This is a genomic window from Rhodanobacter sp. Root627, assembly GCF_001427835.1.
GTDB lineage: Bacteria > Pseudomonadota > Gammaproteobacteria > Xanthomonadales > Rhodanobacteraceae > Rhodanobacter > Rhodanobacter ginsenosidimutans.
The window spans coordinates 235,004-261,524 of sequence record NZ_LMGW01000002.1; the positions used below are offsets into that span (position 1 = coordinate 235,004).

19 protein-coding genes are annotated in these 26,521 nt (G+C 66.4%); 5 read left to right on the forward strand and 14 right to left on the reverse strand.

Annotation, left to right across the window (positions count from 1 at the left end):
• Positions 1-463: 463 nt before the first annotated feature.
• From ASD68_RS08490 to ASD68_RS08505, 4 genes are all read right to left on the reverse strand, one after another.
• Positions 464-5,020, reverse strand: coding sequence for an AAA domain-containing protein (locus ASD68_RS08490; RefSeq protein ID WP_056607414.1), 4,557 nt, complete (start codon positions 5,018-5,020; stop codon positions 464-466).
• 572 nt (positions 5,021-5,592) lie between these two features.
• Positions 5,593-6,966, reverse strand: coding sequence for a sorbosone dehydrogenase family protein (locus tag ASD68_RS08495; protein ID WP_056605685.1), 1,374 nt, complete (start codon positions 6,964-6,966; stop codon positions 5,593-5,595).
• Positions 6,963-7,379 (reverse strand): hypothetical protein, encoded by a 417-nt coding sequence (locus tag ASD68_RS08500; RefSeq protein ID WP_056081643.1) that lies wholly within the window; start codon positions 7,377-7,379, stop codon positions 6,963-6,965. The genes ASD68_RS08495 and ASD68_RS08500 overlap by 4 nt, the downstream gene beginning before the upstream one ends.
• Positions 7,380-7,459: 80 nt before the next feature.
• Entirely contained in the window at positions 7,460-7,729 is a 270-nt protein-coding gene (locus ASD68_RS08505; RefSeq protein ID WP_056081646.1) for a metal/formaldehyde-sensitive transcriptional repressor, read from the reverse strand.
• Between the two features lie 54 nt (positions 7,730-7,783).
• Here ASD68_RS08505 and dmeF point away from each other — a divergent pair, with 54 nt between their 5' ends.
• From dmeF to ASD68_RS08520, 3 genes are all read left to right on the forward strand, one after another.
• A complete protein-coding gene (gene dmeF, locus ASD68_RS08510) occupies positions 7,784-8,737 on the forward strand; it encodes a CDF family Co(II)/Ni(II) efflux transporter DmeF (protein ID WP_056605688.1) in 954 nt (317 codons plus the stop codon).
• Between the two features lie 80 nt (positions 8,738-8,817).
• On the forward strand, positions 8,818-9,744 hold the full coding sequence (locus ASD68_RS08515) for a rhodanese-like domain-containing protein (RefSeq protein WP_056605690.1): 927 nt from the start codon (positions 8,818-8,820) through the stop codon (positions 9,742-9,744).
• A gap of 64 nt (positions 9,745-9,808) precedes the next feature.
• Positions 9,809-10,702: a pirin family protein gene (locus tag ASD68_RS08520; RefSeq protein ID WP_056605693.1), complete on the forward strand. Its 894-nt coding sequence runs from the start codon at positions 9,809-9,811 to the stop codon at positions 10,700-10,702.
• 113 nt (positions 10,703-10,815) lie between these two features.
• Here the strand turns inward: ASD68_RS08520 and ASD68_RS08525 are convergent, their stop codons facing one another.
• A complete protein-coding gene (locus tag ASD68_RS08525) occupies positions 10,816-12,762 on the reverse strand; it encodes an ATP-dependent DNA helicase (RefSeq protein WP_056605696.1) in 1,947 nt (648 codons plus the stop codon).
• 107 nt (positions 12,763-12,869) lie between these two features.
• Here ASD68_RS08525 and ASD68_RS08530 point away from each other — a divergent pair, with 107 nt between their 5' ends.
• Positions 12,870-13,313: a pyrimidine dimer DNA glycosylase/endonuclease V gene (locus tag ASD68_RS08530; RefSeq protein WP_235578687.1), complete on the forward strand. Its 444-nt coding sequence runs from the start codon at positions 12,870-12,872 to the stop codon at positions 13,311-13,313.
• Positions 13,314-13,379: 66 nt separating this feature from the next.
• Here ASD68_RS08530 and ASD68_RS08535 read toward each other — a convergent pair whose 3' ends face one another.
• From ASD68_RS08535 to ASD68_RS08560, 6 genes are all read right to left on the reverse strand, one after another.
• The gene (locus ASD68_RS08535; protein ID WP_056605699.1) at positions 13,380-13,907 is read right to left on the reverse strand and encodes a tetratricopeptide repeat protein; all 528 of its coding nucleotides are present in this window, start codon (positions 13,905-13,907) and stop codon (positions 13,380-13,382) included.
• Between the two features lie 2 nt (positions 13,908-13,909).
• The gene (gene mrcB, locus ASD68_RS08540; RefSeq protein ID WP_056607417.1) at positions 13,910-16,291 is read right to left on the reverse strand and encodes a penicillin-binding protein 1B; all 2,382 of its coding nucleotides are present in this window, start codon (positions 16,289-16,291) and stop codon (positions 13,910-13,912) included.
• A gap of 253 nt (positions 16,292-16,544) precedes the next feature.
• A complete protein-coding gene (locus tag ASD68_RS08545) occupies positions 16,545-17,387 on the reverse strand; it encodes an NAD-dependent epimerase/dehydratase family protein (protein WP_056605701.1) in 843 nt (280 codons plus the stop codon).
• Between the two features lie 88 nt (positions 17,388-17,475).
• Positions 17,476-19,191 (reverse strand): hypothetical protein, encoded by a 1,716-nt coding sequence (locus ASD68_RS08550; protein WP_056605704.1) that lies wholly within the window; start codon positions 19,189-19,191, stop codon positions 17,476-17,478.
• An 85-nt stretch (positions 19,192-19,276) separates the two neighbouring features.
• Positions 19,277-21,421 (reverse strand): bifunctional (p)ppGpp synthetase/guanosine-3',5'-bis(diphosphate) 3'-pyrophosphohydrolase, encoded by a 2,145-nt coding sequence (locus tag ASD68_RS08555; protein WP_056605708.1) that lies wholly within the window; start codon positions 21,419-21,421, stop codon positions 19,277-19,279.
• 58 nt (positions 21,422-21,479) lie between these two features.
• On the reverse strand, positions 21,480-21,716 hold the full coding sequence (locus ASD68_RS08560; protein ID WP_056605715.1) for a glutaredoxin family protein: 237 nt from the start codon (positions 21,714-21,716) through the stop codon (positions 21,480-21,482).
• Positions 21,717-21,788: 72 nt separating this feature from the next.
• On the opposite strand from ASD68_RS08560, the gene ASD68_RS08565 reads away from it, so the two are divergent.
• Positions 21,789-23,171, forward strand: a complete 1,383-nt coding sequence (locus tag ASD68_RS08565; RefSeq protein WP_056605719.1) for an L-serine ammonia-lyase — start codon at positions 21,789-21,791, stop codon at positions 23,169-23,171.
• A gap of 226 nt (positions 23,172-23,397) precedes the next feature.
• On the opposite strand, the gene ASD68_RS08570 is transcribed toward ASD68_RS08565, so the two are convergent.
• The 3 genes from ASD68_RS08570 to nirK form a co-directional block, all read right to left on the reverse strand.
• Positions 23,398-23,967: an SCO family protein gene (locus ASD68_RS08570; RefSeq protein ID WP_056605722.1), complete on the reverse strand. Its 570-nt coding sequence runs from the start codon at positions 23,965-23,967 to the stop codon at positions 23,398-23,400.
• A 9-nt stretch (positions 23,968-23,976) separates the two neighbouring features.
• A complete protein-coding gene (locus ASD68_RS08575; RefSeq protein ID WP_056605728.1) occupies positions 23,977-24,741 on the reverse strand; it encodes a formylglycine-generating enzyme family protein in 765 nt (254 codons plus the stop codon).
• A 153-nt stretch (positions 24,742-24,894) separates the two neighbouring features.
• Positions 24,895-26,418, reverse strand: coding sequence for a copper-containing nitrite reductase (gene nirK, locus ASD68_RS08580; RefSeq protein ID WP_056081694.1), 1,524 nt, complete (start codon positions 26,416-26,418; stop codon positions 24,895-24,897).
• Positions 26,419-26,521 lie beyond the last annotated feature (103 nt).

Below are 26,521 nucleotides of genomic sequence, written 5' to 3' on the forward strand. Positions count from 1 at the left end.
CCTGTGCGCGAAGCTCCCTTCCTGCCCTTGCCATTCAGATCTGAAGAGCTTTCGTCTGCCTGCGGCAGCCGAGCCACCTTCTCTGCGTGGCCAGAGAAACGCGGCCCACTGCGCCGCAGGAGCGGCGCGAACGACGAAGCCGGCCCGAAGGGCGAAGGGCTGGATGCCCGGAGTAAAAAAGAGAGGCCATTCCCCCTTCGCGCTTGAGCCGGAACCAGGCTTTTCGGCAGCGTCTCCATGTGCTGACGAAAAGGCATCCATACCGATGCCCGCTACGCGGCCTTCCGTCCCCACCTCACCGCCGCACAGGGGCCCCGGGTAGAGCAGTGGGCCATCCTGAACCGCACTTTTCAGAAGAGCCAGAGCAGAGCCGGAGTAACGCGCCGGCTGCTAACTTTCCAATTCAACTTCCTCCGTCCCGGCTTCCGGATCCGGTTAACCGCGCCCCATTTCCCCGACGGGATCATTCCTGCACCCCCAAGTCGCTCTCATCCTCCTTAACCCTGGCGATGGCTTCACCAATCACTCGATCCACTTCATCTGCTTCACGATCAATTGAGGGAGGTTGCCAGATTCGGCGCTCGACCAAAGTTGCCAGCTGGCCCAGCGCCCCAATCGGCTCGATCTGCATCTGGTGGAGCCGTGAGAGCAGTTCGGCGAATACTTCCTCTTTGTGCAAAGACCACGTGGAGGCAAAGCAGCGCCAGAACGTCCAGCCAGCGCGCTCCAAGATGCGCTGACGGTTCATGTCATGCGTCCAGCGATCGGGACCGTGAAACTCGTCGCCGTCCAATTCGATCGCCAGTCGTTTGTCGTCTGCTCCCTCGACCACCATGTCAATCCGGAAGCCACCGACTTGGACTTGGGGGACTACTCGGTAGCCTCTCTCCGTAAGCCTCGTGTACACGTCCCGCTCGAACCCGGACTCACACAGGTTAATGGGGTTGTCATCCCGCTCCTCTTGGGCCACTGCAGGCTGACTAAAGTGCTCGATCAAGCTGCGGCGAAGATCAACTGCCGAGAGGTCTCCCAACTCGACCGATCTAACCAAGTACATGCGATCGCGGGCTCGGCTGGCTGCCACGTTGAAGCGTTGCTCATGCCCCATGCGCGACAGCGCGTGATGACGCTCCCGATCAGCCACCATTGATAGAAAAACGATGTCCCGCTCACTGCCTTGGAATGCTCGCGGCTCTCCACAGGTGAATTTGCGGTGCAGCAACTCAGTGGCAGGGAAGCGCGACCGGACCAGCTCATCAATATATTTGGCCTGCTCCACGCCGAGAAGCGATACCACGCCGAGGGTTCGACCTTCCAACGCAGGATTGGCCAAGATCGCATCGATCTCATCGGCAATTGCCTCAGCTTCGTACCTGTTGTGTTCCTTGCTATCGCGAAAGCCAGCGGGAACGAAAATATCTACCAGAGGCGGATCTATCCGCTCCGACGCCAAGGGGATGCGGAGCGGGCGGATAGCATTGCCATAGAACCGATTCGAATAGGCAATGATGGGAGCGACGCATCGGAAATGCTCGCGAAGCATCACCTGATTGTTCGCGAAAATCCGTGCAGCTAGATCGTAGAGGGATTTCTCCGGCGTCATGTCTGAGGCGAAGGGCTGATCGCTCAGAAAACGCTGGCGCAATAATGCAATCTGTTGAGCGGCAATAAATCCGCCATCGGGTGAAACTTGCTTGTCGTCGCCCACGACCAGGATCTTCTTGCCACGCAGAATGGCGGGGAGAGCCCACAGGTCCGACTGGCTTGCTTCGTCCACGATCACGAGGTCGAAGGCACCGATGTCTGCCGGCATGGCTTCCGAGATGCGGATATGGGGCATGATCCAGCAAGGCACGGCACTCGCCGCATCGCCCATCGCCTCACGGGCGTCACGCCGGTAACGAGGCGCGTTGGCTCCCGTGCCTTGCCCAATCCGTCGGATGGCAGTGGCGTAGCCGCTCAGTGCCGACAGGATCTTTGGCGCCGCGTTTTCCTTTGTTTTGAGCCAAGCGGATTTGGAGACCAGGTCGGAGTACAGCCGTTGAAGCCCTTTGGACAGCTCCGCTCGACGGTTTGCCAGTTCGCGTAACTCATGACGCGCTTCGATGTGTTCCAAGTGCCCGCGTAGCCGTGCCCAAGTCCAACTCTTGCGCCAATGCGGTGGCAGCACGTGATCGTCGCCAGATGCACCGCAGGGCTGCTGCAGGATGCGCTCGGCCCATCGCACGGCGCCCGCCGTGCGCAAACTCGCGGCTGCCACGGTGATGGTCCGCAGGTGCGACGCCAAACCAGTGACGCGGCGAAGTTCCGCCATCAGCGCGATATATTCGGAACTGACCTGCTCAGCGGGACAGTGCGCCTGACCGAGCATGTGCGTCACGAATTGACGTAACTTTTCGGAGATGACGCCGGTTTTTCCTGCCAGTCGTTCCTGGATTGCGGTCATGCCCTGCGCGGCACGCGCCATCTTCGACCGCTGCAAATGCTTCTTCAGGCATTGCGCGACTTCCCGAAGGCCACCGAGGTCACCTTGAAGTCTTGAGGTCGGCACTTCTACGAAAACCGCCGCCGCCTGGTTCACCAAGAGGCGATCGAGATGGATGCTGAGCCGGTGCGCCTTTCGCGCAGTCGTGGTTAGAGTCTCGATGTTACGAAGATCAAGGGTTCCTTCCGACAGCGAAGGCAGGGATAGGGATTCGGCAAACATATTCCAGCGAGCCACGAAGGACGCAAGCTCCTGATGAAGAGCCACATAGCGCTGCACATGCTGCCAAGCATCCGCATCCTGCGGGGCGAGACCGGAGACCTTCACAGCAGCAAGATGGCGCTTCGCGTCACCAGCGCCGACCGCAATCAGACTGAAGGGTTTGCCGGTCTGCGCCGCACGCACGACGGCCTGTACAGTTTTGGGTGAGTCGATGCCCTCCGCTGGAAAAACGACAGGGCGACGGAGAAACTCCGCTCGCGCGTCCGCTAGACGGTCAATGTCCGCAAACATCGCCTCGAAGGCGAGGCGCTCGGCAGCATAGGCGTCGCTCCTGCATTTTGACCGGAATGATTGTCCCCACTTGGGAGCTGCCTTCTCCAGCGTCTCTACCTCGCGGCAGGCTAATTCGACGCTCTTCAAGAGATCCTGGACAGCCTGATGCACTTCAGAGGTATTTCCTCGAACAGCTAAACCGGAGATTTCCGAAATCTCGTGCTCAAGGGTTTTGAGGCCGGTTAACGTCTGATGCAACTCGCTCAGTTGCTCTGTACTGGGTAAACCGTCGGCTTCTGGCAGCTCGGCTCCCAGATAGGCGAGATCGGGGCCGACTTCGCGCCGCGCAAGACGAAGCGCGGCCATGGTGTCCTCATCCAACGGCGGCTGGTGTTCGGACGCGAGAGTCAGTTCGTCATCGAACCATCCATGCACTTCTTCGCCTTGAATCAGAAGGTCAGCCGCCTTTTGAGCCCTGATCTTTTCGCCGTCCACCTCGATGTCACTCAACTGCGCAGCCGCAATCTCATCCATGCGGCGCCCAATGTCGGATAGCTCGTGGTGCGTACGATCAATGGCAGTCTTCAGGGTCTCGATTTGTCGAGAGGTCTCCTGCCTGTTCAACTGGGAAACGCTGTGTTGGATAGCCTCGATCGACGCTTGGAACTGACGGGTGCCGTCGCGATCACTGGACAGAAGCGCCACGGTTAAGGGGCGGACTTCGGGAGGCAGTTTCTCTTGAAGAACCTGCAACGCAGGTTCGCCGCGAGACGTGACCAACACACGGCGTCCCGTAGCCAAGTAGTGGCAGATTACATTGGCGATCGTGTGAGTCTTGCCCGTGCCGGGAGGGCCTTGGACAGTGACGCCTGGCGCGCGCTCCAGGTGTTCAATGATCGTGATCTGCTCTTCATTGCTAGGCAGGGGGAAATACAACTCCTCCACCTTGGTGGTGCCATCGCTTCCGGCGCTGTTGGTAGACAGACCACGAAAGTGGATCGGATCTGTTATCAAAACTTCGTTGGATGGAGGCGTGACTAGCGCCAAGGGGCCACCAGGCAACTTCGTTGCCTCCTGCACCTTTGCTTTGAGGCGCTTCAGATCTTCCAACAGAAAGTTGTTCTGTCGTGGGCGTGCCAAAAGTATCCAAGCGTCGGACACCACCAGATGAGGTCCGGGCGCCGGCCATGACTCGCCGGCAGCGAGAACTTCACGGTAGATGCCTTTGGCGTCCAAGTTGGAGGCCACCAGCTTGAGGATGTGCGCGTAAGAGCTGGGGTCGAACGGCGACAGTTCAGTCGCTCCCTCCCGGCTTAAAAGCTTCTTAGCCGTCATCTCGACTTCCGCGGCGCCAGCCACCGATGCGGTGACCAAGGCATCCAACTCCAGCCGGGGCTCCACGTCGCGAGGTCGAATCTCAATCGCCATGGTCCGCTCATCTACCGCGATTTCCATGGCTTGGGTCAGCACGGGGTATTCGAAGATCAGCGAGCCCTCATCGGCGGAGCGCTTCCAGGAAGTGACACCGATGCCCCACACCAACTCCAGAGGCTTAGCAGTCTCCTCTGCCTCCATCTGCTGCTTGAGAGCAAAAAATGAGGTGTAGAAATCGATGGAACGTCGGCGAGGCTTTTCCTGCTCGGACCATCCCCACCAGCTGTGTGCGTAGGCGTCGAACTGGTTTGCTAGAGCGACGCGAAATGTCTGCCCGTCCAAATCGGGCTGCGCAGCCAAATGAGCCTCCACGAACGCATCAAGGACAGCGGGCGGTTGGCCGCTCGGATCTTGGGAGATCGATACGAAGGGTGCAAGCTCCGTCGGAGCTGCAGGCGGGGCGAATGCCTCTAGGCGCTCGATGCGAAGCCAAGCGGCTTCGCCAGCGTCGCTCAGATTGAAGCGGAATGCAGGCAGGTTTGCCAAATCCGACGGCGCGAATTTGGGTCCAGGGATCTTGCTGAGCTGGAATCCATCGGGTTTGACGAGTTTCGCTTGCTCGCCGATGTAATCGAGCAGATCCGTGAGTAATTGCTTGGCTGTCATCTCGCGCTCTTCATGGCGTCGCATCAACCAAGGGCGCTGCTCAATCGAGGAAGCGGGCTCGGCGTTGCACCGATAACAGAACAGTAGCGGAACTAAAGAGGGCATGGCTAACTAAACATCTCAATCGAAAACCGAGACGGACGAGGTCAAATTGAGAAGGCAACGGCCGGCGTGCGGCTCCTGTTCTGCTCTGCTCTGGCTCTCCTGATTAGTGCGGGCCAGGATGGCCCGCTGCTCTACCCGGGGCCCCTGTGCGGCGGTGAGTCGGGAACGACAGGCCGCGTAGCGGGCATCAGCATGGATGCCGATGCCTCTTCGCCAGCACATGGCGAGTGCATGGATGCACGAGTTGAGGCAACGCAGGAGCGGCTGCCCAATGCCCGCAAGGCGCGGAAGCGGGGTGCCCCTCTTTGCTCCGGGCATCCCTTCCCTCTGCCCTTCGGGCCGGCGTCGTCGTTCGCTTCGCTCCTGCGCCGCAGTGGCCCACGTTTCTCTGGCCACATCGAGAAGAAACGGGGCTCGGCCAGCAAGAGCGCACTCATCAACCAGAGCGCGCCCTTGCCGCCAGCAGCTTATGGCGCGCTGGACGGCGCCGCCGGCGCGGGCGACGATGCCGCTGGTGCCGGAGGTGTTGCCGCCGGCGCGGCCACAGCCGCCGTTGGCGTGACGCGCCAGATCGTGTTGGAGAGATCGTCGGCGACGATCAGCGCGCCGCGTGGGTCGACGGTGACGCCGACCGGGCGGCCGCGGGTCTTGCCGTCTTCCGTGCGGAAACCGGTGACGAAGTCGATGGGTTCGCCGGATGGACGGCCATCGTGGAACGGCACGAACACCACCTTGTAGCCCACCGGCGGGTTGCGGTTCCAGCTGCCGTGCTCGCCGACGAACACACCGTCACCGAACCGGCCGCCCATCGTGGGTGCCGAGAACGCCACGCCCAGCGCGGCCACGTGCGAGCCCAGCGCGTAATCGGGCTTGATGGCGGCGGCGACCTTGGCCGGGTCCTGCGGCATCACACGGGTGTCCACGTGCTGGCCCCAATACGCATAGGGCCAGCCGTAGAAACCGCCCTCGCGTACCGACGTGAGGTAGTCGGGCACCAGGTTCGGACCGATCTCGTCGCGCTCGTTGACCACCACCCACAAGGTGTCGGTGCCGGGCTGGATCGCCAGCGCGGTGGGGTTGCGCAGGCCGGTGGCGTAGACCTTGTGCGCGCCGGTGGCGGCGTCCACTTGCCAGATGCGCGCGCGGTCGACTTCGGCGGTCATGCCGCGCTCGGTGATGTTGCTGTTGGAGCCGATGGCCACGTACAGGTAACGCCCATCGGGGCTGGCCGCCAGCGCCTTGGTCCAGTGGTGATTGATCGCCGATGGCAGGTCGGTGACCTTCACCGGCGCACCGCTGGCGTGCGTCTGGCCCGCCTGGTAATCGAAGCGCACCAGCTCGCCCTGGTTGGCGACGTACAGGTTGTTGCCGACCAGGGCGAGGCCGTAGGGCGCGTCGAGGTTGTCGGCAAAGACGGTCTTCAGTTCGTACTTGCCATCGCCATCGGCGTCGCGCAGCAGGGTCAGGCGATTGCCGCTCTTGACCGAGGTGTTGCCCTTGGCCTTGATCTTGCCGGCGATCACGTCCTTGGGCTTGAGCTTGGGCGCATGGCCGCCGCGACCTTCGGCCACCAGGATGTCGCCGTTGGGCAGCACCAAAGTCTGCCGCGGAATGCCCAGGTCGGTGGCGATGGCGGTGACGCTGTAGCCCTGCGGCACGGTGGGCACCTGGTCACCCCAGGCGGCAGGTTTGGCGATGATCATGTCCGGCATGACGCCGCGCGCCGGCGACGGCAACTCCGGGCTGGCGCCGTACTGGTTCAGATCGGGTGCCTTGCCGCAGGACGCCAGCAACATCACGGCGGCGGCGATGGGCAGGACTTTCAGGCTGGAAATTTTCATCGTGCACCTCCCGCGCGCAGGCTTGCGAAACCGATCCAGGTCGCCACGAAGGCCAGCACGACGACAATCACCGAGAACACCAGCGCCATGGGCATGATCGCCCACGCATCCCTGGCGTGATACAGCGCATCAAAGAAGCCGACCAGCCAGGTCGCCACCAGCACCACGATATGAACGATGCTGCGCCCGCCACGGACGAGGGCGAAGATTTCGCAGATGACGGCGACGGAAGTGAGCACCATCGCACCAACCAGCAGCCAGGAGGCGAAGTTGCTCCACTGGATCAGGTAGGTGGTCCAGTAGGCGTAGTCGGTCAGCAGCGCACCGAGGAACAAGGCCAACGCGCCGGCCAGGACAGCCGCATGAAAAAGACGCGCGCCGCCGGGGCGCACGCGATCGACGATCGAAACCATATCAGTCTCCTCCGGACGAGTGCCGAGCCCCATGCTGCATGAGTCAAGGGACGTTTGGCGTGAAGACGACAGCCCGGCGACTACTTGAGGTAGCTTTTCAGCACCGCCAGCACCGGCAGCAACTCGTCCTGCCGTTTGCTGCTGCCGGGCCCGGCCACGTGGGCGCGCAGATGACCTTCCATCACCTGCAGGATCAGCCCGTTGACCGCGCCGCGCACGGCGGCCAGTTGCTGCAGCACGGCGCCGCACTCCGTATCACCTTCGATCGCGCGCTCGAGCGAGGCCATCTGCCCATTGATGCGGCGCACGCGGGCGACCAGCTTTTTGCGATTTTCATGGATATGCGACATGGAGTGGCCTCGCGCTCATATACTGCGGGGCAGTATATGGCCCGAGACCACCTCATGCCCGCGCCCGACATCGCCCCGTTCACCCACAGCCACCAGTTCAACCACGTCGATGCGAAGGCGGAGCGCAATACCCGGCGCGTGGTGTACATCACCGCGGCGATGATGGTGGTGGAGATCGTCGGCGGTTACTGGCTGAATTCGATGGCGCTGCTGGCCGATGGCTGGCACATGAGTTCGCATGCGCTGGCGATGGGGCTGTCCGTCATGGCTTATGCGCTGGCGCGGCGCTACGCAAAGGACGGCCGCTTCGCCTTTGGCACGTGGAAGATCGAGATACTCGGCGGCTACAGCAGCGCCATGCTGCTGGCGGTGGTTGCCGCGCTGATGATGATCCAGTCGCTGCAGCGCCTGTTCGTACCCGCCACGATCCACTACGACGAAGCCATCCCGATTGCCGTGCTCGGCCTGGGCGTCAACCTGCTGTGCGCATGGCTGTTGAAGGGAGAGCATGGTCACGGGCACGGGCACGACCACGGGCACGACCACGGACATGCGCACGGCCACGCGCATGGCCATGGTCACCACCACGACGTGAACCTGCGCGCGGCCTACCTGCACGTGATCGCCGACGCGGCCACGTCCGTGCTGGCCATCGTGGCGCTGGTGGGCGGCAAGCTTTACGGCGCCGCATGGCTCGACCCGGTGATGGGTATCGTCGGGTCGATCCTGGTGGCGCGCTGGGCGTTCGGGCTGTTGCGCGAGTCCGGCAAGATCCTGCTGGACGCGGAGATGGATCAGCCGGTGGTCGAGGAAATCCGCGATGTGGTGCGCGGGCAGTTTGCCACCGCTGCCGTCAGCGACCTGCATGTGTGGCGCGTCGGGCGCAACAGCTACGCCTGCATCCTGGGGCTGGTGACGACAACGCCCATCAGCGCCGAGGACGTGCGCCGGCAACTGGCCATCCACGAAGAGCTGGTGCACGTGACGGTCGAGATCGCCGCCGCCTGAGCGCGGTGCGGTCCACTTTCGCCTCGGTGCGCCGGGACAAGTAAGCTGGGCTGACAGGTTCACCCGAGGCGGCATGTCAGATGATCGAAGCGCTGAACGCATTGCTGTCGACCTACGGGCTGTGGCTGGTCTTTCTGGTCGTGCTGCTCGACCAGGGCGGCATCCCGATTCCCGCCTGGCCGCCGCTGGTCGTGGCCAGCGCGCAGGCCATGGAGCGCCAGGAACCGGTCTGGCCGATCCTGCTGGCCGCCACGCTGGCCGCGTTGTTGGCCGATACGTTGTGGTACCTGGCCGGGCGTCGGCATGGCGCGCACATGTTGCGGCTGATCTGCCGCGTCTCGCTGTCGCCCGACAGCTGCGTGTCCAGCACGCGTGCGATCTACGCGAAGTGGGGAGCGCCGTCGCTGGTGCTGGCCAAGTTCATTCCCGGCTTTGCCGCGGTCGGCACCACCCTGGCCGGCCACCAGCGCACGCCACTGCGCCGCTTCGTGGCGTATGACGGCACCGGCGCCGTGCTGTGGGCGGGCGTGGCGATCGCCACCGGCGTGGTGTTCCATGGCGCCGTCAACGAGGCGCTGCTGACGCTGGAATCGCTGGGCCGGGTCGGTATCGGCGTGGTGCTGGTGGCGCTGGCGGTGTTCATCGTCCGCAAATACTGGAAACGGCGGCTGTTCCTGCGCGAGCTGCGGATGGAGCGCATCTCCGTGGCCGAGCTGCAGGCGTTGATGGCCAAGCCCGGCAGCCCGCTGCTGATCGACGTGCGCAGCGCAGCCGAACGCGACGCCTCCGGCTGGATTCCCGGCGCGGTCCACGCGGCGCGCGTGGCGGACCTCGTCGCCGACGCCGGCGCTGAAGTGGTGGTCTATTGCGACTGCCCGAACGAAGCCTCGGCGGCGCGCGTGGCCAGCCAGCTCAAGCAGCTGGGCTTCGTCCGCGTGCGACCGCTGGCGGGCGGGCTGGAGGCGTGGCGTTCGCACGGCCTGCCGGTGGAAACCACCTCCGCCTGACCTTGCCGCACCATGGTGCGATAGTGGTCGCCTGCATTCCCCTGCTGCCACCCGGAGGTACTCCATGATCGAGCTCATCATCGAACAGCGCCGACGCGACCTGGGTTCCTTCGAAGTCGGCCGCGTGCTGCCATTCGCGCAGCGCCGCATGGTCGGTCCCTACATTTTCTTCGACCGCATGGGACCGAAGCAGATCGCGCCGGGCCTGCCGCGCGAGGCGGACGTGCGCCCGCATCCGCACATCGGCCTGTCGACCATCACCTACCTGTTCGACGGCGAGATCATGCACCGCGACAGCCTCGGCTCCGAGCAGGCCGTACGCCCGGGCGAGGTCAACTGGATGACCGCCGGCCGCGGCATCACGCATTCGGAGCGCTTCGAGAAACTGCGCGCACAGGGCGGGCCGCTGGACGGCATCCAGGCCTGGGTGGCGCTGCCGGACGGGCGCGAGGAAATGGACCCGGGCTTCTGGCACTACGCCAACCACGACTTGCCGGTCTTCGACGACGACGGCCTCACCGGGCGGCTGATCGCCGGCAGCCTGGCCGGCGTGACGTCGCCGGTGAAGGTCGATTCACCGCAGTTCTACGTGCACTGGCAACTGCGCGCCGGCGCGCGGGTGTCGCTGCCGGCCGAATACCCCGAGCGGGCGGTCTACGTGGCCAGCGGCGAGGTGGAGATCGACGGCGAGCGGGTCGAAGCGGGCAAGATGGCGGTACTGGTGCCCGGCAAGGCCGCCACCATCGCCACCCGCAGCGGTGCGGTGGTCATGGCGCTGGGCGGAGAGCCGGTAGGGCCGCGCTACATCGACTGGAACTTCGTCTCCTCATCGCCCGAACGGCTCGACCAGGCCCGCGCCGACTGGGCCGCCGGGCGCATGAAACTGCCGGATCTGGACAACGGGGAATTCATTCCGCTGCCGCCGAAACTGGGGGCGAAGCCCGAGCCGATGTCCTGATTCACGGCATGCAGGAGCGCACCCTGTGGGAGCGACTTCAGTCGCGATGCTTTTCCTTTGAAGCCCCAGAGCAGAAGCATCGCGACTGAAGTCGCTCCCACAAGATTCGCTTCCTACGGTGGCGTGATCGCGTCACCGAAGAACGCCTGTACGTCGGCCAGTTCGCGGGTGCGCGGCATGGGTGGCACGCTGGCGAGGAACAGTTTGCCGTAGCCCTTGCCGGTGAGGCGCGGGTCGCACAGCATCAGCACGCCGCGGTCGTGGATGTCGCGGATCAGGCGCCCTGCCCCTTGCTTCAGCGCGATCACCGCGCTGGGCACCTGCCAGCCCATGAACGGGTTGATGCCGGAGGCTTCCAGCGCGGCCAGGCGCGCCACCAGCACCGGATCGTCGGGCGCGGCGAACGGCAGCTTGTCGATCACCACCACGCTCAGCGCCTCGCCCACCACGTCCACGCCTTCCCAGAAACTGGCCGCGCCCAGCAGCACGCCGTGGCCGCTGGCGCGGAAGTCCTCCAGCAGCCGCGGCCGTGGCGCGGTGCCCTGCACGAACAGCGGCCAGGGCACCCTGTCCTGCAGCAATTCGGCGGCGCGGCGCAACGCGCGGTGCGAGGTGAACAGCAGGAACGCGCGGCCGTTGGACGCCTGCAGCACCGGCAGCGCGGCCTCGATCACCTGCTCGGTGTAGTCGCGCGCGTTGGGATCGGGCAATCCCGAAGGCAGGTAGCACAGGCCCTGTCTGGCGTAGTCGAACGGGCTTTCCAGGCTCAGCGTCCGCGGCTCGTCCAGTCCCAGCTGGCGGGCGAAATGATCGAAATTCCCGGCCACCGACAGCGTGGCCGAGGTGTGTATCCACGCCGCCTGGGTGCGTTCGCGCAGGGCACGCATCGGCGTGGCCAGATCCAGCGGCGTGGCATGCAGGGCGAAACCGCGCGTCCATGACTCGTACCAGCGCACGTCGCGCTCGCTGCGATCCTCCACGATGCGGTCGAGCCTTTCGGCCAATGCAGTGGCGCGCTCGCTGAGATTGGAGAAGCCGCGCGAACGCTCGGCCTGGGAGACCAGCAGCTCGGTCAGCGTGGCCAGCAGCTCGCGCAAGTCGTGCAGGGCATCGCGCACACCGGCGCGATCCTCCAGTTCCTGGAACGCGCCACGCTGCGGCAGCGGCGCCATCGCCAGGCGCAGTTGGCGCAGGGATTCCTGCAACGCCTCCACCGGTTCCAGCAGCAACCCGATCGCGCCGGTGACGCCTGTGCATTCAGCCAGCGCATCGTGCGCCAGGTCGGTCAGCTGGCGGGCACTGAGGCTCTGCGAAAAGAACTGCCCGGCCAGCTCGGGCACCTGGTGCGCCTCATCCAGGATGAAGGCGGCGGCACCTGGCAGGATCTCGCCGAAGCCTTCCTGTTTCAACGCCAGGTCCGCGAACAGCAGGTGGTGATTGACCACCACCACGTCGGCCTCCATCGCCTCGCGGCGCGCCTTCACCACGTGGCAGTCGTCGAAGAACGGGCATTCCACGCCCAGGCAGTTTTCCGGGGTGGAGGTGACGCGCGGCCACAGCGGCGACTCCTCCGGCACCTCCGCCAGCTCCATGCGGTCGCCACGACGGGTGCGGGCGGACCAGGCGCGGATGGTGGCCAGTTGCGCGGCCTGGGTGCGCTCGAAGGTGGCGCCCTCGCGCACGGTCTGGTCCAGCCGGTACAGGCACAGGTAATTGGCGCGGCCTTTCAGCAAGGCGGTTTTCAGCCGTGCGCCCAGCACCGAGCGCACGCGCGGCAGGTCGCGGAAATACAGCTGGTCCTGCAACGTTTTGGTGCCGGTGGAAATGATCACCCGCTCGCCCGACAACAATGCCGGCACCAGATAGGCGAAGGTCTTGCCGGTGCCGGTACCCGCCTCGGCAATCAGCGTTTCGCGCCCCGCAATGGCCTGCGCCACGGCTTGGGCCATCCGCTGCTGTGCCTCACGCGGCGCGAAGCTGGGCACCTCGCGGGCAAACGGGCCATCGGTGCCCAGCAGCGCCGCAACATCCGTGGTCGCGGGGTCGTCGTGATCAATCATCACGCCAGTATCGCCGAGCGGCCGCGGCGGCGAAACCTTAGCGCGCCGCTTTCGAGCGGATGCCGCTTGCGGCGACAATGCGCATACGCGGCGCGGAGGTTCACATCATGCGGTTATGGACACTGCATCCGAGTTATCTGGACCGACAAGGCCTGGTGGCGCTCTGGCGTGAGGCCCTGCTGGCGCGCGCAGTATTGCGGGGCGAGACGCGCGGCTATCGCAATCATCCACAACTGCAGCGTTTCCGCGCCCATCCCGCGCCGTTGTCCGCGATCGAATCCTATCTGTGCGCCGTTTACGCCGAGTCGCTGGCGCGCGGCTATGTTTTCGACCGCAGCAAGATCGAACCGGTTCTCGCGGTGACCCCCATCGCCGCCAGCGACGGTCAGTTGGCGCACGAATGGGCGCACCTGATGGCCAAGCTGCGACAGCGCTCGCCGCAGCTGCACCGGCAATGGCAGGCCTGCAAGCAACCAGCCTGTCACCCGCTGTTTCGGCTGGAACCGGGTCCGGTGGCGGAGTGGGAACGCGGCGGTATCATCGAAGCCTGAGTGCCGCCAGACCACCGCTGAGCCGGCGATCAATGACTTCAGCATATGGACGCCTTGACGTCCATATCAGTAACGCGGCACGCCCGCCTTGTGGCACTGGGCCAGCCATTTGCGCGCGGTGGCGGCGCCCGCCTCGTCCCTGGCGTGCAGCCGCAACTCCACGATGGTCTGCCAGTTGCGGGCGCACAACGGGCCCAGCTTCGGCCCCAGCGACCATGAGCGATGGGCCAGTTTTTCGGCACCGCTGAAATCACCCAGCCGGATGGCGATTTCGGCACGGTCCTGCAGCAGGGCGGGCGAATCCGGGCTGAGCTTCAAGGCCTGGTCGAGCTTGGCCCCGGCATCGGCGTAACGGCCGGCGTTGGCGTCGGCGCGGGCGGCATCCTGCAGCCCGGTGACACCGGGATCGCCCAGCGGATTGACGGCGATCACCGAGCTTTCGCGGTCACCGGCGGCACGGATGGCGGCCACCATGTCGTGGGCAGGAGCGGCCGCGCGCGATGGAGCGGGCGGCGGCGGCGTGGCACAGCCGGCAAAAAACGCGACAGCCACCAACAAGGCGCCGCTACGCGCGGTGTTTACAAGGTACGACATGGTCAATTCCGGTACGGATCAGCGGGGTTCGAGGGGGCAGCGGGAGCAACCGGTGCCGCCGGAGCGGCCGGGGCGCCGGGCGCGCCGTTGGTGGTGGGCTGACCGACGCCGAACAGGCCTTGCACGGTTTCCCAGGCGCAGCCATCGACATCGGCGGACAGGCTGCCGGCCACCACCGGCACCTGTTGCGCGCCAGCGCATTGCGGATCGGTGCGGCGGCCGCTGGTCGGGTTGATCCAGGCCATCTCCAGGCCGCTGCCCGGTGCGCTGGACAACGGCCGGGTGGGCAGCTTGGCGAACAGCTCGCGCCACGCACGCAAGGCACCGGTGGAACCGAACAGGCCGGCCGGCTTGTTGTCGTCGCGGCCCATCCAGAACACCGCCAGGTGTTCGCCGGTGTAGCCGGCAAACCAGCTGTCGCGCAGGTCGTTGCTGGTACCGGTCTTGCCGGCGGCGTGCAGCCACGCCAGCCCCGAATTGCCGATCGAATGCGCGGTGCCGTACACCGCCACCTGTTGCAACGCCCAGGTAGTCAACCGCACCGCGCTCTGGTATTCGCCGTCGCCGGGCTGCACCTGATAGCGCTTGATCGTGCGGCCGTTGCCGTCGAGCACGCCGCTGACGGCAACCAGCGGCAGCGCGTGGCCGTCGGCGGCCAGGTACTGGTAGAGATGAGTGACCTGCAGCGGCGAAAGATCCAGCGCACCAAGCAGCAACGACGGGCTGGGGTTGACGCCGGTCAGCCCGAACGACTGCAGGAACGACCTGATCCGCGGCAGCCCCAGCGCCATGCCGAGATGGATGGTGGCCAGATTCCACGACTTCGCCAGCGCATCCACCATCGGCACCATGCCGTGGCTCTGGTTGTCGTCGTTCTGCGGGTTCCAGACGGTGCCATTGGGCTGGCGCAGCGAGATCGGGCCGTCGTCCAGCAAGGTGGCCAGGTTCCAGCGCTCGGGCTGGGTCAGCGCCACCAGATAGATGAACGGCTTGATCGTGGAGCCGATCTGCCGGCGCGCATCCAGCGCCCGGTTGAAGCCCTGCGCGCCCGGCCGCTTGTCGCCCACCACGGCCAGCACGTTGCCGGTTTGCGCACTGGTCACCACCGCCGCCGCCTGCACCGCCTCGCCCCGCTTGCCCAGCGCCTTCACCGTGCTGCTGATCGCCTGCTCGGTGTAGATCTGCGCCGCCGGGTCGAGCGTGGTGAACACCGACAGGTGGCCGCCGCGCAGCGTTTCGTCATCGAAGTCGCTGGTGATCTGCTCGCGCACCAGTTGCATGAAAGCCGGGAAACGGTTGTGCGGCAGCTGGCCGTTCTTGATCACGTCCAGCGGCGCCGCCTGCGCCGCATTGGCCTGTGCACCGGTCAGCAAACCGGTGGTCTCGAACTCCTGCAGCACAAGATTCCGGCGCGCCAGCGCACGCTCGGGATAGCGGCGTGGGTCGTAATAGCTGGGGCCTTTCACCAGGCCCACCAGCATCGCGATCTCCTGCGGCCGCAGCGCTTCCAGCCGGCGCCCGAAATAGAACTCCGACGCGGCCGCGAAACCGTGCACCGCCTGGTCGCCCTGCTGGCCGAGGAAAACCTCGTTGATGTACGCCTCCAGGATCCGACCCTTGCTGTAGTGCAGCTCGATCAGCACCGACATCAACGCTTCGTTGATCTTGCGGGTGAAGCTGCGCTCGCGGGTGAGGAACAGGTTGCGCACCAGTTGCTGGGTCAGCGTGGACGCGCCCTGCACCGTGCGGCCGGCGCGCAGGTTGGCGAACGCCGCCCGCGCGATGGCCGAGAAATCGACGCCGATGTTGTGCTTGAAATCGCGGTCTTCCACCGCCTGCAAGCCGCTGACCAGCAGCGGCGGCACATCGGCCAGATGCACGATGCGCCGCTCCACCTGGCTGGCGCCGTACAACGTGGCGATGCGCGCGGGGTCGAGATGCGCGATGGCCATCGCCTTGTCGCTGGCCGCGTCGGTGACCGAACGCACCTCGCCCTTGCCCAGGGTCACCTCGATCCGCTTCGGCAACTCGCCGCCAGCGGGCCCGGCGTAACCGCGCGAGGCGATGGTGTAGCGCGATCCGTCCTTGACCCAGCTACCGGGCAAGTTGCCGCGGTCGCCACGGCGGTAGCCGGCAAAGGTCAGCTCCAGCTCCAGCGCAGCAGGCGTCATCGGCACGCCCGCGGCCAGCGGCAGCGGCCGCGCGTACACCCGCGTGGGCACCGCGAACACCAGGTCGTTGAAACGCTCCTGCACACGCTTGTTCAACACCAGCATGTACGGCAGCACGAAACCCACCAGCAGGCCCATGCCGATCCAGAACGGGATGCGCAGCCACGGCCACATGCGGCGCGCCAGGGAACGGGTACGGGTCAGGAAGGCCAACGGCGGGGAGTCCTCGATCAAATGCGTCGATCATAGGGCCTGCTACCCGAGGCGCATATGAATGGTGCGGGTATTTTGCGGGCAAAACGCGGTCATCGCAGAGAATGTTGGGGTGACCATCAATAATGTGGGGGCGACTCCTGTGGGAGCGACTTCAGTCGCGATGCTCTTGCTTTGGAGCGCCAGAGCAGAAGCATCGCGACTGAAGTCGCTCCTACATGTCCTCGTACAACCCCGCCGCTCGGGCCTGGCGTCACTGGCCAGCCGGAAACCACATCGACGGATCGGGATCGAATGCGCGCGGGTGGATGCCGAGCAGGTACTGCAACTCGCTGTTGTCGGCGATCAGGTCGGTGTCCAGCCGGTTCAGCGGCCCGCGCAGGCGCGGCAAGGCGCTGGCGCATGCACGCAACAAACCGCCGGGCAGCGGCAGCGGCAAGGTGGCGCACGGCTGGCTGCGGCGCACGCGGCGGAACATCTCGACGAAAGACAGGCGCTCGCCGCCGCCGATCGGCAGGATGCGGCCGGCAACCGCCGGGCAAGCCAGCGCCGCCACCACGGCCTGGGCAATGTCGTCCGCGTGCACCGGCTGGCGCAGGCCATGCCCGCCGGGCAGCGGGAAAACCCGCAGGCGGCGGGCGCGGCGGGCGATTGGTGTCAGGCTCTTGTCCAGGCCCGCGCCATAGATCAGCGTGGGCCGCAGCACGGTCCAGGCGCAGCCATGACGGGCACAGGCGGCCGCCAGCGCCGACTCGCCATCGCGCAGCAACTGCGAGATGGCGCGCTCGGCCGATACCGCCGAATCACGCTTGGTCTCGGCGCTCATCGAGCTGGTGGCGATCACCCGCGGCGCGCCTTCCAGCGGCGTGGCCGCCAGCCAGTCCGCGAACGGTTGCAACGGGCCGAAGCTGATGATCGCCGACAGCGCCGGCAATGTGGGCACCTGGTCGGGAAGCTGGCCGTGCAGCCAGATCACGCCAGGCTGTTCCGGCCGCGGTTGCCGGCTCAGGGAAATGATCGACTCGCCGCGCTCCAGCAGCCGCGGCAACAGGAAATGGCCGATCTGGCTGCTGCCACCGAACACCAGGATTGTCATGGCGCGCTCGATGGGCGACTGACCAGCGCACGACGCCAGCCTGACGCTGCGCCGTACCCGATCGTGGATTGGATGCCGCCAGCAGGGCTCACGGACCGCCCTGCAAACGGACGGCCATATCCTGCACCCGCGCGCTGTCGGGCGTGAGTTTGCGGGCGCGATTCAGCGATTGGGCAGCGCCCACGCGATCGCCGCTGGCCAGCTGGCGGTCGGCCTGATCGAGCCACGCGCCGGCCAGTCGATTGGCCAGCGCGCCCTGCGCGGGGTCGCCCGGTGCCAGCTCGGCCAGGTTCGCCAGCATGTCGGTGGCCTGGCCCAGCTGGCCGGCGGCCAGCGCCTGGTTGAACCGCTGCTCCACCTGCACCGGCAAGGCCTGCAAACCACGGCGCGCCTCGACGTTGTTGCCATCGATGGCCAGTGCCTGGCGATACAGGTCGTAGGCGCTGCCACCTGGCGGCAGCATGATGTCGCCGCGCGTGGCAGCCGCCTGCGCGCCTTGCAGCAACTGGGTGATCTGCGCCTGCTGGGCGGCCGACAAGGTTGGCGATACCAGCCCCGCATCATCCGGCGCGGCCGCGGCGGTTGGCGCGGCCTTCTCGTCCGGCGACGACGTGGCGGCAGTGGCCGCGTCGATGCGTGCCCGCGCCGCGGCGAGGTCGGCGGATTTGGGGGCCAGCGCCGCTGCCTGGTCGAGCAGGCCGGCGGCCTGGCTGCGGTCGCCCGCTTCGATCGCGGCGTTGGCACGCACGATCATCGCCTGCGCCACCATGCCGAGGCCGGCATGCGCCTCGCGGCTGTCGGGATCAATCGCCAGCGCCGCCTTGAAATGCGCCAGTGCGGTGTCGTCGCCGGCACCGCTGACGCGGCCCTCGGCGAGCGCGGCGCGACCCTGCTTGATCGCCTCGTCCAGCGCCTCGGTGTTTTGCTGGCGCTGCTGCGCCTGCTGCGCGCGCAAGGCAGGCAAGGCGCCGTGGTTGGGTTGCAGCGCAGCCAGCCGATCGATCAGCGCGGCGGCTTCACTGTCCTGCTTCGTATCGAGCGCCTTGCGCGCCTGCTCGGCAAGCGCGTCGCCGACCTGGTTGAGGCCGTGGGCGGCGACTGCATTGCCGGGGTTGGCGCGCAGCATTTTCTGGTACAGCGCACCGGCACCCTGCTCGCCATCCAGCTGGCCAGCGGCAAAGGCCTGGCGCGCGCGATCGACGAGATCATCGGTCGGCAGGTGCGCCGCGCGGGCTTTATCGATGGCGCGGTCGAGCCGGTCGATGTCGCTGCCGCCACCCAGCAGCTGGCGCGCCACGGCGGCGTGCTGCGCGGCCTGGTCGAGCTGGCCGGCCTGCAATGCCGTATCGCCTTGCGACAGTTCGGCGCGACCGACCTGGTGCAGGCCGTTGCGCGCGGCATCGTTGTCCGGCTCCAGCGCCACGGCGGCCTGGTACAGCTCGCGGGCACTGGTACCATCCTGGCCGTCCAGACGTCCATCCTGCAACGCCTGTTCCGCCCGGCTCAGCACGTCGTTCAACTCGGTGCGCGGCAGCATGCCGCGCAGGTCGTTCTGCTTGAACCAGACGATGGCGATCAGCGCCACGAACACCAGCAGCAACAAGGCCATCAGCCAGCCGCGGTGGCCGGACTCCGACCGAGGTGCACGGGTGCGGGTGCGCGACACGCGCGGCTCCACCGTCACCTGCGGCAATCCGTCGGATGCCGGCGCGGGCGCCGGCGCATCCATCCGGTCGATATCGCCGAGCGTAGGCTCGGTGCGACCGCGCGGATCGTTTTCGTGGTTTTCCCTGTTTCCGCTCATGGGCCCATCGTCCGGAACAACTGGCGCAGCTTAACATCGGCCCGACGACACCCCGGGGTTGCGGGCGCCGGTATTGCAGGTGGATTCAGCCGACGCCCACGCGGCGCGCGTCGATCACGTTGGGCAGCGCCTGCAGCTTGGCCAGCAGGATCGACAACTGCTCGTAATCCCGCACGCGCAGGGTGAAGCGCATTTCCACCTCGCCGGTGTGCACGAACAGGCGGCTGGACGAGGCGATGATGTGGGTATTGGCGTTGCTGATCACGCTGGTGATGTCTTTCTGCAGGCCTTTGCGGTCGTAGCCGCGCACTTCGATGTCGACCTCGTACGCCTGTGCCGACGCGGTGCCCCAGTTCACCTCGATCACCCGATCCGGATCGCGCCGCGCCAGCCGCGCCAGGCTGGCGCAGTCGGCCCGGTGCACCGACACGCCGCGGCCGCGGGTGATGAAGCCGCGCACCGGATCGCCCGGCAGCGGCTGGCAGCAGCGCGCCAGCGTGGTCAGCAGGTTGCCGATGCCCTGGATGCTGAGCGCGCTGTGATCGAGCGTGGCGTGGCGCGACGCCACCGGTGTGGCCGATTGGGTGACGAGCGGCGCCGGTGGTTGCGCCGCCTCCTGCAAGACGCGGGTGAGCTGGCCGGGCGTGACTTCGCCCAGCGCCACCGCCACCAGCAGGTCGTCCGGCGTTTTCAGGTTGAAATGGGCGGGCAGTTTCGCCACGTCGACGGCGGAAACGGCGGGCAGCGCCATGCGCTTCAGCTCACGCTCGAACATGGCGCGGCCGGCCGCCACGTTGGCGTCGTGCGCCAGCTTGCGAAACCACACACGCACCTTGTCGCGCGCCCGCGAGGTGTTGAGATAACCGTGATGCACCGACAGCCAGTCGCGGCTGGGCTCGGCAATCTTGGTGGTGAGTATCTCCACCCGGTCGCCACTCTGCGGCTGGAACGTCAGCGGCACGATGCGGCCGTTGACCTTGGCGCCGCGGCAGCGGTGTCCCACCTCGGTATGCACGTGGTAGGCGAAATCCAGCACGGTGGCGCCGTGCGGCAGGTCGAACACCTCGCCCTTGGGCGTCAGCAGGTAGACGCGGTCTTCCAGCAACTCGGTGTGCAGGTCGGCGGCGAGTTTGCTGTCGTCCTCGCCGCGCGCGTCGAGCAGCTTGCGCATCCAGGCGATCTTGGCCTCGAACTCGGCGTCGGCGCTGCCGCCTTCCTTGTAGCGCCAGTGCGCAGCCACGCCCAGCTCGTTGGCGCGATGCATCTCGTGGGTGCGGATCTGCACTTCCAGCGTCTTGCCCGACGGCCCCAGCACGGCAGTGTGCAGCGACTGGTAGCCGTTGCCCTTGGGCCGCGCGATGTAGTCGTCGAACTCGCCCGGCAGGTGCGGCCAGCGCGCATGCACCACGCCCAGCGCGGCGTAGCAGTCGGACACGCTGTCCACCAGCACGCGCACGGCGCGGATGTCGTACAGGTCGGAAAACTCCAGCGCCTTGCGCTGCATTTTTTTCCAGATGGAATAGATGTGCTTGGGTCGCCCGGCCAGCTCGGCATGGATGCCGGCGGCCTCAAGGTCGTGCTGCAGTTCGTCCAGCGACTGGCGGATGAACGCCTCGCGGTCGGCGCGGCGCTCGTCCAGCAGCTTGGCGATGCGGCGGTAGGTGTCCGGCTGCAGGTAGCGGAACGCCAGATCCTCCAGCTCCCACTTCAGCTGCCAGATGCCGAGCCGGTTGGCCAGCGGTGCATGGATGTCGCGGGTGAGCCGGGCCAGCGCGGCGGCCTCCTCGGCTGGCCACGCCACGGCAGCGCGCATCCGCGCCAGCTGCCGCGCCAGCAGGATGAACACCACGCGCAGGTCGCGGATGATCGCCAGCAGCAGCCGGCGCAAACCTTCGGCCGCCCGTTCCGGCGTGCGCTTCTGCGCATGCAGCGCCCATACCTGCTCGGCCGCCTGCTGGCCGGCCACCAGCCGTTGCACGTCGACCGGCAGTGATTCGCTGCGGGCAGTCCATACCGCCGGCGCCACCCGCGCCAGCTCGAACCACAGCGCCGCCGCCAGCGTCTGCGCATCGCAGCCGAGCATGTCCAGCAGATCCAGCACATCGGCGCAGCCGGCCTCATCCAGCGGCTGCCCGACGCAGGCATCCAGTGCGTCGGCCAGCAGCGGCGACAACGCCGTGGCGCGATCGCGCCAGCGATTCAGGCTGGAAGGTTGGGCGGCACGAACCATGATGGGGAATGTTCCAGGCGACGCTCCATTCTAGGACACGGCGAGCGCCAGCCCCGTGTCAGCCAGGCTGACCGAGAAACGCCCGCACTGCGGCGGCATCGAACGGCCAGTCCAGCTCGCGACCGGCGCGGTTGTCGCGCAGCACCGGGACGCGGACGCCATAGCGCGCTTCCAGCTCGACCGAATCGTCCACCCATGCGCTGTCGAAATCCGGCGCGCGCGCCTCGGCCAGCACCGCCAGGGCCAGGTCGCAGAGATGGCAGTAGTCGCGCTGGTACAGGATCAGGTCGGGCATGTGTTTCGGCAGGGGCTGCGTTCAAGGGGGCCCGCGTAGAATAGCGCGCACCTTTCCTCCCTCGGCAGCCACATGGCCGTCAGCGTATTCGACCTGTTCAAGATCGGCATCGGGCCGTCCTCCTCGCACACGGTGGGGCCGATGCGCGCCGCCGCGCGTTTCGCCGAACGCTGGCTGGAGGAAAAGGGCGTGCTGGACCAGGTCGCCCGCGTGCGCGCCGAACTGTTCGGCTCGCTGGCGCTGACCGGCCGCGGCCATGGCACCGACAAGGCCGTGCTGCTGGGGCTGGAAGGCCAGCATCCCGACACCATCGACCCGGATGGCATCCCCGCCACGCTGGAGCGCATCCGCTCCAGCGGCCGGCTGCAGCTGCTGGGCAAGCGCGACATCGCGTTCGACGAGAAAAGCGACCTGGTGTTCAACAAGCGCCAGAAGCTGCCGTTCCACACCAACGGCATGCGCTTCTCCGCGTATGACGCCGACGGCAACCTGCTGGCCACGCGCGACTACTACTCCGTGGGCGGCGGTTTCGTGGTCAACAAGGACGAGGCCGCCGAAGACCGTATCGTGGCCGACACCACCGAACAGCCCTACCCGTTCAGCAGCGGCGACCGGATGCTGGCGCTGTGCGAACAGCACGGCACGACCATCGCCCAGTTGATGATGGCCAACGAATCGGTGTGGCGCAGCGAAGCGGAAACCCGTGCCGGCCTGCTGACCATCTGGCAGGCGATGCAGGATTGCGTGACCCGCGGCCTGCGCTCACCCGGCACGCTGCCCGGCGGCCTGCACGTGGCACGCCGCGCGCCGGCGATGGCGGAGGAACTGCGCAACCAGCCCGAGGCCGCGCTGCGCGATCCGCTCACCATCCTGGACTGGGTCAACCTCTACGCGCTGGCCGTCAACGAGGAGAACGCCGCCGGCGGCCGCGTGGTCACCGCGCCCACCAACGGCGCGGCCGGCATCATGCCGGCGGTACTGCATTACTACCAGCGCTTCTGCCCCAAAGCCGACGAAAACGGCATCATCGAATTCATGCTCACCGCCGCCGCCATCGGCATCCTGTACAAGGAAAACGCCTCCATCTCCGGCGCTGAAGTGGGCTGCCAGGGCGAGGTCGGCGTGGCCTGCTCGATGGCCGCCGGCGGCCTCACCGCCGCGCTGGGCGGCAGCATCTGGCAGGTCGAGAACGCCGCCGAAATCGGCATGGAACACAACCTCGGCCTCACCTGCGACCCGATCGGTGGCCTGGTGCAGATCCCCTGCATCGAACGCAACGCGATGGGTTCGGTCAAGGCCATCAACGCCAGCCGCATGGCGCTGAAAAGCGACGGCAAGCACCGCGTCAGCCTCGACAAGGTGATCAAGACCATGCGCGACACCGGCCGCGACATGAAGGACAAGTACAAGGAAACCAGCCGCGGCGGATTGGCGGTGAATGTCATCGAGTGTTGATTCACCCTGCTGCGCAGCTACTGGGCGACGCGTTGCCCGTGTCCGGCGAAACCATCCATTGCGTTTCGCAGCCGATCGAGGGCGCCCAGTTCGTGTGCGGCATCCGTCCCCTGAAAAGCCCCGTCGATTGCTGCAGCCATTTAAAAAAAATCCGCCCACGAGGGCGGTTGGAAGGAGACGGGTGTGTGGACTTTCAGACGTCCATACAGATCATGCGATCACGTTTTCAATGTGGCGCAAGCGCCTTGTCCACTGCGGCCACGAAGGCGGGATCGACGCGACCGATGACGCTGGTGCGGGCGGCGATGCGGCCGTCGGTGTCGAGCAGGATCAGTTCGCTGCTGTGGTTGAAATCGCCATCGGGGAGCTGGCGGTATTGCAGGCCGAACAGCGCCGCCAGCGGGCGGGCGTCTTTGAGTTCAGTGCGGGCCAGGGTCCAGTAGCGCATGTCGAGCTTGCGCGTGGCGGCGTAGTGGCGCAGCGCGGCCACGCTGTCGCGTGCGGGGTCGAAGCTCACCGCCAGCAGGGCCAGCTTGTCGCGGCCGGGCTCGGCCACGGCCTTGCGGGTGAGCTTCATGGTGTCCACGATCATCGGGCAGACCATGGCGCAGGAGGTGTAGATCATGCTGACCAGTTGCACCTGCCCGCGACGCGCGGCCAGCGGTTGCGCGTGGCCGTCCTGGTCGGTGAGGGCGACGTTGAACTGGTAGACCGAATCGGGCGGCAACGGCGTGGCGGCGGAGGCCTGGCCGGCCAGCAGCAGCGTCAGGAGCAACCAAGGGGCAAGGCGTTTCATGGAAAGACCTCAGTCGGGCTTCGCACAGCGGAAGCCCATGTTGTTGGTGGTGTCCACCGCCTTCAGCGCGCTCAGCATGGCGATGCGCATCAAGGTGGCGTAGTTCTCTTTTTCCTGCATGCTTACGGCGCCGGCGCCGCAGAACTTCATCTTGTCGGCGCCGTCCTGGTCGCGGCTGTCGCTGCCCACCAGCAAGGCGTTGAAGTCGTCCACCCACTCCCACACCACGCCGTTGAGATCGCGCACGCCGTGCACGTCGGCCGCGCCGCCCACGGTGGGCAACGCCTGGCTGGAGGGGCGGCTGTACCACTGCAGTACGCGTTCGCGCCAGGCCGGATCGCTGCGGGCGTCGGCGCGCCGGGCATCGGCCGCGGCGGCGTATTCCCATTCGTACCAGTTGGGCAGGCGGGCGTGTTCGCTTTCGCAATAGGCCTGGGCGGCAAACCAGCTCACCCGCGTCACCGGCTGTTGCGGCAGGGCATCGCCCAGTGCATCGGGCGCGGCCCAGTGGGTGAGATAGCGGCGGTCGGCGAAGACCGGGGCCACCTGGTCACGCCGCCATTGCGGGTGGGCTTTCACGAAGGCCAGGAACTCGGCGTTGGTCACCGGCTCGGTACGCAGGCGGAACGGCGCGATCTTCGCCGGCGCGGCCTTGCCGTCGGCGGGCAGCACGCTGGTGAACGTGCCACCCGGCAGTGGGGCGTATTCCGCCGCCACCACCGGGCCGGCCAGCAGCGCGCCCAGCATCAGCATCGACAGCTGCCAGGCGCGCATCCTCAGGGTCTGTGAAGAAAACCACTTCCTGTGGTTTTCTTCTATCGCGAGTCCGGTACACGCCCGGACTCGCTCACGCGGATCAGTCACCTGCGTGACCGATCCGCGCCCGGCCATCCTTGGCCGCGACTGAGAAGTTGAAAAAATCACTTCTCAGTGCTCCGGTGCCGCGGCGGGTGCCGGCTGCGCGCGGACCTTGGCCACCTCTTCCTTGGTGATCTGGCCGCCGGCGTTGTCCCAGCTGTTCAGCACGTAGGTGAGGATGTTGGCCACTTCATCGTCGTTGAGCTGGCTCATCGGCGGCATCACCGAGTCGTAATCCACGCCGTTGACGGTGATCTTGCCGTGCAGGCCGTGCAGCGGGATCGAGATCAGGTGCTCGCGATCCTGCTTGACCAGGTAATCCGACTTGGCCAGCGGCGGGAACACGTTGGTCATGCCCTTGCCGTCCGCCTGGTGGCAGACCGAGCAGGTGCCGGTGAACAGCTGCTGGCCGGCCTTGACCTGCTCCTCCTTGGTCAGCGTGCCGGCGGCGTGTGCCTTGGCCGCCGCGCTCACCGCCTGGAGGTTGGGTTCGGCGCGGTCGCCCAGGTAGACCGAATCCACCTCCTTGCCCGAGTAGATCGCCTTGTTTTCCGGCCCATCCACCTTGAGGATGCCCAGCGCACCCTTGTTGAAGGCGCGGAAGATCGAGTGGTCCACCAGCACGTAGCTGCCCGGCACATCGGTGTGGAACTCGACGATGGCGGCGCCGCCGGACGGGATCAGCGTGGTCTGCACGTTCGACTGCGGATGCGTGCCGCCCTCCTGCTGCACACGATCGAAGATCTCGCCGATCACATGGAAGCTGGAGATCAGGTTGGGGCCGCCGTTGCCCACGAACAGGCGCACCGTTTCGTTGGTCTTGGCGGTGAGCGCGTTGTCACCGGTGAGCGCGCCTTCGTGGCCGTTGAACAGCACGTAGGTCGGGTGCTCGTCGATGGCCTTGTCCATGTCGAACGGCTGGTGACCCTTCTCGCGGTACTTGCCGGTGGTGTAGAAATCGCCCTGCATCACGTAGTACTCGTGATCGACCTTGGGCAAGCCCTCCGGTGGCTCGACCAGGATCAGGCCGTACATGCCGTTGGCGATGTGCATGCCCACCGGCGCGGTGGCGCAGTGGTAGACGTAGATGCCGGCGTTGAGCGCCTTGAAGGTGAACTGCGACGCATGCCCGGGTGCCGTGAAGCTGGACGCCGCGCCGCCACCGGGGCCGGTGACGCCGTGCAGGTCGATGTTGTGCGGCATCTTGCTGTCGGGCGCGTTCTTCAGGTGGAACTCCACCGTGTCGCCCTGGCGCACGCGGATGAAGCTGCCCGGCACGGTGCCGCCGAACGTCCAGTAGGTGTAGCTGACGCCTTCGGAGATGGGCATCTCCTTTTCGATCACTTCCAGCTCCACGATGACTTTCGCGGGGTAGTTGCGATTGACCGGTGGCGGGACGTGTGGCGGGCTGGTGAGTACGGCGTGGATCGGCTCGCCCTGCGGCGGGCCGAAGCTTTCCGGCGGGGTGATGGCCGCCGCCGCGGCACTGCCGAACGGGACTTCACCGGCGCCGCCACTTGCGGGCTTTTCGGAGCAGGCTGCAAGGGCCATCAGGCCGGCTGCAGCGAGGATGAGTGACAACTTACGTGTCATGGCGCTTCTCTCTGTGGAGTTCGGCGCCAGACTAGGTGATCGCTGTTTGTCCCAATTGACGCGGGTCAACTTCCGCCGTCGAAACCCTCTTCTGCGTCAAGCT